Here is an 8,467-nt window from a genome sequence, read left to right on the forward strand (position 1 = left end):
CATAGATCGCGACCGAGCCGATCCCGGCGTCCTTGCACGCACGGATCACTCGCACGGCGATCTCACCGCGGTTGGCGATCAAGACCTTTGTCAGTGGCTTGCTCAACGAGAACTCCTCCATCGGTGAATGCATGGACATGCTAGGGGAGGCCATCTCGCCCAGACGCCAGCAGCCCGTCGTAACGATTGTCACACCTCGGTGAGCTGAGCGAGCGAGGAGGTTACTCGGCGGTACACGGCGTCGTCGACGAGCACGCCCGCATGCCGCAGCGCCAGCACAGCCGCTCCGGCCAGGCCGTCGGTGGCGACCACCGCCCCGGGAGCGACCCGTGCGGCGAAGTCGGGCTGCCGGGCCAGAACGCTCCCGGCCGCGACCAACGGCCCCTCGACATCAGGCGTACGCACCGCCGCCAGCGTCTCCCGCAGCCCCACGGCCGCCTGGTCGAGGATGCCCGCGGCGACCTCGTCGCCGGCTCCGGCCGCGGTGAAGACGAGCGAGGCGAAGTCGGCCAGCCGCAGGGGCGGCATCGCGTAGAGCGCCGCCGTCGCCGCCACCAGGGTCCCGGTCCGTCCGCCTTGTGGCCGCTCGTCCCGGATGGTGCCGAGCCGGTCCAGCAGCAGGTCGGTCAGCAGCGTCGCGGCGCCCCGCCCGTCGAGCGGCGCGAGCCCGGCACGTACGACCTCCCGGCCCAGCCAGAAACCCGAGCCGACGTCCCCGATCAGCCAACCCAGCCCGTCCGAGATCCCGGCCAGCCGGCCGTCCTCGACCCGCACCGCCGACGCCCCCGTGCCAGAGAGCAGCACATAGCCATCAGGCGCCGCCGTCCCCGAGAAGTACGCCGCCAGCACATCGAAGTCGAAGACCGGCTCGACCGCGACCAGGTCGGAGAGTGCGGCCACGATCGCGGTCCGATGGCCGGAGTCGCCCGCCCCCGCCACCGCCAGAGCCGCACCGGCGAGCCGGCCGGTGTTCGCGGAGGTCACGGCCTGGGTGACCGCAGCCCTGATCGCCGTCGTGGCAGCGTCGATTCCGGCGGAGGTCGGGTTGCCGCTGCCGGCCTTCCCGATGCCTCCGCAACGTCCGTCGGAGGAGACCACGACGGCGCGAGTGCTGGTGCCTCCCGCGTCGAGTCCCAGATAGTTGTGAGTCATTGACACCGTTTCGTAACAGAAAACCATTGCCAGGCGTACTCTCTCCAAATAGTTTTCGTGCGCAGGGCTCGGCATACGGTCGCGGCCCGAGTTTGCAAAGTGGGTGGACTAATTGACCAGTGACGTGTTCGCGACCTTCGATGAGCAGGTTCGCACACGCCTGTCCGAGCTGCAGTCCGTGGCCCAGTCCGGCGGCCTCGACAAGGCGGTCGAGGCGATGGTCGGCAGCATCCGCAACGGCGGTGTGCTGCAGGCCTTCGGCACCGGTCACTCCCAGGCGTTCGCGATGGAGATCGCCGGGCGCGCCGGTGGCCTGATCCCCACCCACGCCATCGCTCTGCGCGACACGGTCCTCAAGGGCGACCGGCCCGCGAGCGACCTCAAGGGCGGCCTCCTCGAGCGTGACACCAACATCGCCAACGAGCTCTGGGAGCTCCACGAGTTCCACCCCGAGGACGTCTTCCTCATCGCGTCCAACTCCGGTGTCAACGGCTCCATCGTCGGCATCGCGCTGCGCGCGAAGGAGGAGGGCCACACGGTGATCGCGGTGACCAGCCTCGAGCACACCAACGCGGTCACCCCCAAGCACCCGAGCGGTAAGCGCCTGGCCGAGATCGCCGACGTGGTGATCGACAACCTGGCCCCGTTCGGCGACGCCACGGTCCCGCTCGCCGACGCCGACGGCGTCGCCGCCGGTGCCGTCTCCTCCATCACGGCGGCCTACATCGCCCAGCTCCTGACCCTCGCCACCGCCGCGAGGATCCAGGAGGCAGGCGAGACCCCGCCCCTCTATCTCTCCGCCAATATCCCGGGTGGCGATGAGCACAACGATGCGTTGAAGGCTCGCTACGGCGAGCGCATCGGAAGCATGGCCTGAACACCCGTAATGAAGAAGTAACGAGGAACCCACCCGAAAGAAGGCAGCACGATGTCCCAGCAGCTTCACCGGCTCGACCGCCGGACCCTTCTGCGCGGCACCCTCGCCGGCGCGGCGCTCGTGTCGTTCTCCGGAGCGCTCGCCGCGTGTGGCGCGCCCGGTAGCGACAGTGACAACTCCGGCGGCGGCACCAAGTCCGACACCAACCCGTTCGGGATGCCCAAGGACGGCACCGTCGACGCGGTCATCTTCGACGGCGGCTACGGCTACGACTACGTCGAGTTCGCCGCCGGCATCGTCGGCAAGGAGTTCGCGGACGCCGACCTCAAGGTCAGCGCCACGACCAAGATCGCCACGGAGCTGCAGCCGCGCTTCGTCGGTGGCACGCCCCCGGACCTGATCGACAACTCGGGTGCGGATCTGATCGGTTTCAGCTCGATCGCCGCCCAGCTCGAGGAGCTCGACGACGTCTTCGCGGCCGACAGCTACGAGGGTGTCAAGATCGAGGACACCCTCTACCCGAACGTGAAGGTGCCCGGCACCTACAGCGACCGGTTCGTGGCGATCAACTACGTCATGACCCTCTACGGCGTGTGGTACTCCGCCTCGCTGTTCGAGGAGAACGGCTGGACCGCGCCGAAGACCTGGGACGAGGCGCTCGAGCTCGGTGCCAAGGCCAAGGCCAAGAAGAAGTACCTCTGGACCTGGGGCAAGGAGGCGGCGACCTACTACCGCACCCTGGTCATCGACTCGGCGGCCAAGGAGGGCGGCGACGAGGTGCGCCTCGGTCTCGAGAACCTCGAGAAGGGCATCTGGTCCCACCAGGTCATCCAGGACATCCTCGGCAAGCTCGGTGAGATGGTCAGCCAGGACATGTTCATCCCGGGCGGCGCCGGCACCCAGTTCACCGCCGCGCAGGCCAAGTGGTCCAACGACCAGCAGGCGCTCCTCTACCCCAGCGGTGGCTGGATCGAGAACGAGATGAAGGACGCCACCAAGGCAGGCTTCGAGATGACCGGCATCCCGGAGTTCGTGCTCAGCGACAGCCCGGCACTGCCGTACGAGGCCGTCCGCGCCGCGGCCGGCGAGGCGTTCATCGTCCCGAGCAAGGCGAAGAACCCCGCCGGCGGCAAGGAGATCCTCCGCGCCATGCTGTCGAAGGAGGCCGCGACCAACTTCGCCAAGACGAAGCTTGCGCCGACCATCGTCAAGGACACCATCCCTGCCGACGGGTTCGGCTCCGCGGCGCTGAAGTCGCAGAGCGCGATGCTCGACGCCGCCGGTGAGAACACCTTCAACTTCCAGTTCTACGACTACTACGGCACCAACGCCGACGAGCTCGTCGTGTGGAACTCGTTCCTCTCCGGTGACCTCGACGTCAAGGGCCTGACCAAGGCCGTCCAGGGCATCTTCGACAAGGTCGCCGACGACTCATCGATCGAGAAGCTCAAGGTTTCCTGACACCATGCCAGACCCATCCACCACGATGGCCGTGACGGCCGGCGGCCCCTCCGAGGAGAATCCTTGGGGGGCCGCCCCCGGCCGGCGCCGCCGCAAGCTCACCCTCGACCGGGCACTGTTCATGACGGTCTTCCTCGGCCTCCCGGTCGCGGTCTTCGTCATCTTCGTCGTGGTCCCGATCGGGCAGGCCCTCTTCTACTCGCTGACCGACTGGACCGGCTTCTCGCCGGTGATGAACTTCGTCGGCCTGGACAACTACGCCAAGCTGCTCGACGACGAGACCTTCCTCAAGGCGCTGCGCAACAACATCCTGCTCACCCTCGTGGTGCCGCTGGTGACTCTGGTCGCGGCACTGGCGATCGCGGTGGTCGTGACCACCGCCGGTCCCAGCACCGGGCAGGTCCGCGGACTTAACGGGTCCGGCTTCTACCGGGTCGTCTCGTTCTTCCCCTACGCCGTCCCGGCCGTCGTCATCGGCCTCCTCTGGGCGCAGGTCTACGACCCTGCCGCCGGCCTGCTCAACGGCATGCTCACCGGCATCGGCCTCGACGGGTTCAAGGACTACGCCTGGCTCGGGGAGGTGCGTGCGGCGATGCCGGCCTCGATGTTCGTGATCATCTGGGCGAGCATCGGCTTCTACACGGTGCTCTTCGTGGCCGCCATCAAGGGCGTACCCGCGGAGATCTACGAGGCCGCCCGCATCGACGGCGCCGGCCGCTTCCGCACGGCCATCTCGATCACGCTCCCCTCGATCCGCGACAACGTGCAGACGGCCTACATCTACCTGGGGATCCTCACCCTCGATGCGTACGTCTTCATGGCGGCCCTCGCCCCCGGCGGCGGCCCTGCCAACAGCACGCTGACGATGAGCCAGCACCTGATGAACACCGCTTTCAAGAAGAGCCAGTTCGGCTACGCCACCTCGATGGGCGTGGTGCTCGCCCTGGTCACGCTGCTCTTCGCCGCCCTGGTCTTCGTCGTCTTCCACTTCGCTGGCGGACGGGACAAGAAGGGAGAGGTAGGCCGATGAGCGCCGTCACTCTCGACAAGCCGGTCGCCACCCACTCCGACGGGCAGCGACGCACCCCCGGCGACGCACTGGTCGCCGGCACCTCGCACACGATGCTGATCATCTGGTCGGTGATCGTCATCGTGCCGTTCTGCTGGGTGGTGCTCTCCTCGTTCAAGACGTCGAAGGAGATCCTGTCCTCGCCGTTCTCGCTGCCCGCGGAGTGGAGCTTCGACAACTACGCCAGCGCCTGGACCAAGGCCGGCATCGGGACCTACTTCTTCAACACGGTCATCGTCGTCGGCACCGCACTGGTGCTGGTGATGCTGCTGGGGGCGATGTGCGCCTACGTGCTGGCCCGGTTCGAGTTCTTCGGCCGCAGGGTCATCTACTACACGATGCTCGCGGGGCTGACGTTCCCGGTCTTCCTGGTCATCGTGCCGCTGTTCTTCGTGCTCCAGGGCTTCGGGCTGCTCAACACGCTGCCCGGGCTGATCCTGACCTACGTCGCCTATGCGCTGCCGTTCACCGTCTTCTTCCTCTACGCCTTCTTCAAGACGCTGCCCGACGACGTCTACGAGGCGGCGATGATGGACGGTGCTGGCGAGTGGCGCACGTTCTTCCAGATCATGCTGCCGATGGCCGCACCCGGGATGGCCGGGGTGGCGATCTTCAACTTCCTGGGGCTGTGGAACCAGTTCCTGCTCCCGGTGGCGCTCAACACCGACCGGGACAACTACGTGCTCACCCAGGGGATGGCCTCGTTCTCGTCCCAGGCTGGCTACAACGTCGACTTCGGCGCGCTCTTCGCCGGGGTGGTGCTGACCGTGCTTCCGGTGCTGGTCGTCTACCTGATCTTCCAGCGGAGGATCGCGGGAACGGTCTCGACGGGCACGTTCCGCTGACCCTGATCTGATTCGGATGTGACGCGGATCTCGCGCCCTAGGTTAATAAGCGCTAACCTAGGGCGCGTGACCGCCTTTCTCCAGCCCGAGCACGAAGAGTTGCGTGCTGTCGTCCGTGACTTCGCCCAGAAGGAGATCGCGCCCCATGCCTCGCAGTGGGACCGCGACCATCACTTCCCCGTCGATGTGGTCCACAAGATGGGTGAGCTGGGCCTGTTCGGCCTGACCGCCCCCGAGGCGTACGGCGGGGGTGAGGGTGACCTCGTCGCGCTCTGCGTCGCGATCGAGGAGCTCGGCCGCGTCGACCAGTCGATCGGGATCACGCTCGAGGCCGCCGTCGGCCTGGGCATCAACCCGATCCTCACCTACGGCACCGACGAGCAGAAGGAGCGCTGGCTCCCCGACCTCGTGGCGGGCAAGAAGCTCGCCGGGTTCGGGCTGACCGAGCCGGGTGCCGGCTCGGATGCCGGCGCGACCGCGACCAAGGCCGTCCTCGACGGCGACGAGTGGGTCGTCGACGGCTCGAAGCAGTTCATCACCAACTCCGGCTCCTCGATCACCTCGGTGGTGACCGTGACCGCCCGCACCGGCGAGCGCGCCGGCGGCAAGCCCGAGATCAGCACCATCATGATCCCCTCGGGCACGCCCGGGTTCACGGCGGAGAAGGCGTACGACAAGCTCGGCTGGCACGCCTCCGACACCCACCCGCTCTCCTTCGACGGCGCCCGGGTGCCGGCCGACCACCTCCTCGGCGAGCGCGGCCGTGGCTACGCCCAGTTCCTGGCCACCCTCGACGACGGCCGGGTCGCGATCGCCGCGCTCGCGGTCGGCTGCATCCAGGCCTGCCTCGACATGGCGCTCGAGTACGCGGGGGAGCGACAGACCTTCGGCGGCCCGATCGGCCGCAAGCAGGGCGTCGCCTTCCAGATCGCCGACCTCGAGGTCATGCTGCGGGCCTCGCGCCTGCTGACGTACGAGGCCGCGGCCATGAAGTCCGGGCTCGACTCGGGTGCCGTGACGATGAAGGAGTTCAAGCAGGCGGCCGCGGCCGCCAAGCTGTACGCCACCGAGTCGGCCGTCACCGCGACCCGCATCGCCACCCAGGTCTTCGGCGGCTACGGGTTCATGGAGGAGTACCCGGTGGCCCGTTTCTACCGCGACGCGAAGATCCTGGAGATCGGCGAGGGCACCTCCGAGGTGCAGCGCATGCTGATCGCGAGAGGTCTCGGTCTTCCTGTGGAGTAGGGCCCGTCGAATAGGCGCGAATCCTACGGCACGCTGAACGAAACCCGCGAAGTAATCAAGAGCCATCTCACCATTGACCGTTTACTCTGGCCACATGGTGTTCGGGGGACAGCTGCTGGGACGGCTGCGTCGCACCCGCGTCTTCGGTGAAGCGGTCCGCTTCATGATGGTCGGCGGAATCGCGACAGCAGTCGCCTTCGTGCTGTTCAACGGACTGGTCCACGGCTTCTTCCTGGGTGCGGGGCCGATGAACGGTCAGCCGATCCCGGCCTACATCATCGCCAACACGGTCGGCATGCTGATCAGCTACGACCTGAGCCGCCGCTGGACGTTCCGGCACCGTGTCTCCGACCACCCCGACGGCGGGTTCACGGCCTACGTCGTGATCAACGCGGTCACGATGGTGCTGCCGGTCGCCTGCCTGTACGTCACCCGCACCGTGATCGGCTGGGACAGCGCCATCGCCGACAACCTCTCGGCCAACGTGGTCGGCGTGCTGATGGGCCAGGTCGCCCGGTTCTTCCTGTTCCGGAAGTTCGTCTTCGGCCGCCCGATCCGCTACACGCAGGTCTACGGCAGCGTCGAGGAGGAGGCGGCAGCGCTCAGGGCTGCCGAGGGGCCGCTCGTGGTGGCCCCGGAGCCTCGCGAACGGGTCAGCGGTTCCACAGATCGGGCCAGACGTGACCGAGCCGGCTGAGCAGGTCGCGTAGCAGCGGCAGGCTCAACCCGACCACGTTGTGGTGGTCGCCCTCGATCCCGGTCACGAACGCTCCGCCGAGCCCGTCGATCGTGAACGCACCGGCGACGTGCAGCGGCTCGCCGGTCGCGACGTACGCAGCGATCTCCTCGTCGCTCACATCGGCGAAGTGCACCGTCGTGGCAGCTGTCTGCGACACCTGCTGACCGGTCGCGGTGTCGATCAGCGCGTGCCCGGAGACGAGTACGCCGCTGCGCCCCCGCATCTCCCGCCAGCGCTGGGTCGCCTCCTCGGGATCGTGCGGCTTGCCCAACGGCTTCCCGTCCAGCTCGAGGACGCTGTCGCACCCCAGCACGAGCGCTCCCTCGGGCACCTCGGGTCGGCCGGCGACCGCGTCCCTCTTGAGCTCGGCGAGCCCGAGCGCCAGCTCTGTCGGCGGCAGCCCGACGAGCCTGCTCTCGTCGACACCGGAAACGATCACCACAGGCTCGACACCTGCGCTGCGCAGCGTCTGCAGCCGGGCGGGGGACTTGGAGGCAAGGACCAGCGTGGTCATGGCTCAACCCTAGGGGTAGCGGTCCTTTACCCCGGAGTCCGTCCCGACTAGGTTTCGCACATCCAACCCATCTCAATGAGGAGAAATCCGAAGTGACGGATTACCCGCCGCCCCCGCCCCAGCAGCCGTACGGTGCTGGCCCCGTGGGCGAAGTTACGCTGAGCCAGCCGCTCCGCGGCGCGTCGCCCCGCGACGCCATCGTGCGCTTCTTCAAGAAGTACGCCTCCTTCGAGGGCCGCGCCAGCCGGTCCGAGTTCTGGTGGCCCTGGGGTGCTGCTGTGGTCGTCAACATGGCGATCAACCTGCTCCTCGGCGCCGACTCGACCGCCGGCTCCATCATCGGCGGCATCTTCGCGCTCGCCATCCTGGTCCCGTCCCTCGCGGTCGGCGCGCGACGCCTGCACGACACCGGCCGCTCCGGCTGGTGGCAGCTGCTCTGGCTCCTCCCGTGCATCGGCTGGATCGCGCTGATCGTCTTCTGGGTCCTCCCGGAGAAGCCCGAGGGCGACAAGTACAACGTCGCCTGACCGGCGGCTAACCACGAGCGACGATCAGTCCCTAGACT

10 protein-coding genes are annotated in these 8,467 nt (G+C 67.8%); 7 read left to right on the forward strand and 3 right to left on the reverse strand.

Annotated elements, in window-relative coordinates:
- Together ACFU7D_RS26955 and ACFU7D_RS26960 are read right to left on the reverse strand one after the other, a co-directional pair.
- Positions 1-121, reverse strand: a 121-nt coding sequence (locus tag ACFU7D_RS26955) for a biotin carboxylase N-terminal domain-containing protein (protein ID WP_378873178.1), incomplete at its 3' end; no start/stop codon positions are given.
- Between the two features lie 68 nt (positions 122-189).
- On the reverse strand, positions 190-1,152 hold the full coding sequence (locus ACFU7D_RS26960; protein ID WP_378873171.1) for an N-acetylglucosamine kinase: 963 nt from the start codon (positions 1,150-1,152) through the stop codon (positions 190-192).
- A 112-nt stretch (positions 1,153-1,264) separates the two neighbouring features.
- Here ACFU7D_RS26960 and ACFU7D_RS26965 point away from each other — a divergent pair, with 112 nt between their 5' ends.
- From ACFU7D_RS26965 to ACFU7D_RS26990, 6 genes are all read left to right on the forward strand, one after another.
- Complete coding sequence (locus tag ACFU7D_RS26965; protein WP_378728790.1) at positions 1,265-2,029, forward strand: sugar isomerase domain-containing protein; 765 nt, start codon at positions 1,265-1,267, stop codon at positions 2,027-2,029.
- 51 nt (positions 2,030-2,080) lie between these two features.
- A complete protein-coding gene (ngcE, locus tag ACFU7D_RS26970; RefSeq protein ID WP_378728789.1) occupies positions 2,081-3,490 on the forward strand; it encodes an N-acetylglucosamine/diacetylchitobiose ABC transporter substrate-binding protein in 1,410 nt (469 codons plus the stop codon).
- Positions 3,491-3,494: 4 nt separating this feature from the next.
- On the forward strand, positions 3,495-4,520 hold the full coding sequence (locus ACFU7D_RS26975) for a carbohydrate ABC transporter permease (RefSeq protein ID WP_378728788.1): 1,026 nt from the start codon (positions 3,495-3,497) through the stop codon (positions 4,518-4,520).
- A complete protein-coding gene (locus ACFU7D_RS26980; RefSeq protein ID WP_378728787.1) occupies positions 4,517-5,404 on the forward strand; it encodes a carbohydrate ABC transporter permease in 888 nt (295 codons plus the stop codon). The genes ACFU7D_RS26975 and ACFU7D_RS26980 overlap by 4 nt, the downstream gene beginning before the upstream one ends.
- Before the next feature lie 66 nt (positions 5,405-5,470).
- Positions 5,471-6,649, forward strand: coding sequence for an acyl-CoA dehydrogenase family protein (locus ACFU7D_RS26985; RefSeq protein WP_378728786.1), 1,179 nt, complete (start codon positions 5,471-5,473; stop codon positions 6,647-6,649).
- Positions 6,650-6,743: 94 nt separating this feature from the next.
- Positions 6,744-7,346, forward strand: coding sequence for a GtrA family protein (locus tag ACFU7D_RS26990; RefSeq protein WP_378873174.1), 603 nt, complete (start codon positions 6,744-6,746; stop codon positions 7,344-7,346).
- Here the strand turns inward: ACFU7D_RS26990 and ACFU7D_RS26995 are convergent.
- Positions 7,303-7,902, reverse strand: a complete 600-nt coding sequence (locus ACFU7D_RS26995; RefSeq protein WP_378873176.1) for a Maf family protein — start codon at positions 7,900-7,902, stop codon at positions 7,303-7,305. The two genes, ACFU7D_RS26990 and ACFU7D_RS26995, sit on opposite strands and share 44 nt — an antisense overlap.
- Before the next feature lie 143 nt (positions 7,903-8,045).
- On the opposite strand from ACFU7D_RS26995, the gene ACFU7D_RS27000 reads away from it, so the two are divergent.
- Positions 8,046-8,429 carry a DUF805 domain-containing protein gene (locus tag ACFU7D_RS27000; RefSeq protein ID WP_378728783.1) on the forward strand — a complete coding sequence of 128 codons (384 nt, stop codon included), beginning with the start codon at positions 8,046-8,048 and terminating at the stop codon, positions 8,427-8,429.
- Positions 8,430-8,467 lie beyond the last annotated feature (38 nt).

This window comes from Nocardioides sp. NPDC057577 (genome assembly GCF_042801335.1).
Classification (GTDB): Bacteria; Actinomycetota; Actinomycetes; order Propionibacteriales; family Nocardioidaceae; genus Nocardioides.

Bases quoted from the DNA above. Each gene is read 5' to 3' on its own strand.
- ACFU7D_RS26980 (WP_378728787.1), top strand. From the start codon at position 4,517: ATGAGCGCCGTCACTCTCGACAAGCCGGTCGCCACCCACTCCGACGGG.
- ACFU7D_RS26960 (WP_378873171.1), bottom strand. From the start codon at position 1,152: ATGACTCACAACTATCTGGGACTCGACGCGGGAGGCACCAGCACTCGC.
- ACFU7D_RS26990 (WP_378873174.1), top strand. From the start codon at position 6,744: ATGGTGTTCGGGGGACAGCTGCTGGGACGGCTGCGTCGCACCCGCGTC.
- ACFU7D_RS26975 (WP_378728788.1), top strand. From the start codon at position 3,495: ATGCCAGACCCATCCACCACGATGGCCGTGACGGCCGGCGGCCCCTCC.
- ngcE (WP_378728789.1), top strand. From the start codon at position 2,081: ATGTCCCAGCAGCTTCACCGGCTCGACCGCCGGACCCTTCTGCGCGGC.
- ACFU7D_RS26995 (WP_378873176.1), bottom strand. From the start codon at position 7,902: ATGACCACGCTGGTCCTTGCCTCCAAGTCCCCCGCCCGGCTGCAGACG.